This window comes from Mesorhizobium sp. M5C.F.Ca.IN.020.32.2.1, assembly GCF_004023105.1.
Taxonomy (GTDB): Bacteria; Pseudomonadota; Alphaproteobacteria; order Rhizobiales; family Rhizobiaceae; genus Mesorhizobium; species Mesorhizobium wenxiniae.
Genome location: NZ_RZSX01001440.1, coordinates 1 through 838, shown reverse-complemented (window position 1 = coordinate 838; position 838 = coordinate 1). Strand labels below are relative to the sequence as shown.

General features: G+C 61.1%; 2 protein-coding genes. One reads left to right on the top strand and one right to left on the bottom strand.

From position 1 onward, the window contains the following. On the top strand, nucleotides 1-237 hold a 237-nt coding region (locus EOA86_RS36620), incomplete at its 5' end, for an SH3 domain-containing protein (protein ID WP_164892408.1). A 226-nt stretch (nucleotides 238-463) separates the two neighbouring features. Here EOA86_RS36620 and EOA86_RS36615 read toward each other — a convergent pair. Further along, on the bottom strand, nucleotides 464-838 hold a 375-nt coding region (locus EOA86_RS36615; RefSeq protein ID WP_128345830.1), incomplete at its 5' end, for an SDR family oxidoreductase.

The following is an 838-nucleotide window of genomic DNA, read 5'->3' as shown; positions in this document are numbered from 1 at the left end:
ACACAGAACGATGGCACCCAGGCCAAAGTCGAGGCCAAGCAAGCAAGCCCGGCAGATACCGGACGCATCCTCAGGGGCGTCACCATGCGCACCGGTCCGAAGAACAGTGCGGCGGCAATCGTCACCATTCCCGCCAAAACCTCGGTTCAGGTGATGGGCTGCAAGAAATGGTGTGAGATCGTCTACAACGGCAAACGCGGCTGGATCTACAAGAGCTTCGTCAAGACCGGCGCCTAAGCGCGTCGCGTTTGAATGGATTCAGGCGACGCGCTTTAAGTTCTCGTTTTTATGCATGTCGTTATCGCAAAACCGCTGCGCACTTTGGCGCGACATGCATTAGGGCTGTCAGGCGAACCTTGACGTTGCAGCACGGCCCGGATGGGTTCTGTAATACAGTCGCCCGCCGCGTCCAGCGAGTGCGATAAACGATCGAGTCAAACTTGACCCGACAGCGCCGGACGGCTCAGATGCAACGTCCACCGTCGACTTCCAGCGCCACGCCAGTGATGAAAGCCGCCTCGTCCGAAGCCAGCCAGAGCGCCGCGTTGGCTATGTCGAGCGGCGTCGAAAGTCGGCCAAGCGGGATCGACGCGCGGAATTTCTCACGGATTTCGGGCGTGTCGGCGCCCATGAATTTCTCCAGCATGCCGGTCTCGCCGGCGACCGGACAGAGGCAGTTGACGCGGATGTTCTTCGGCGCGAGCTCCACCGCCATGGATTTGGTCGCGGTGATCGCCCAGCCCTTCGATGCATTGTACCAGGTGAGGCCGGGCCGCGGCCTGATGCCAGCGGTCGAAGCCGTGGTCAGGATAACGCCGCCGCCTTGCCTATCCATGAC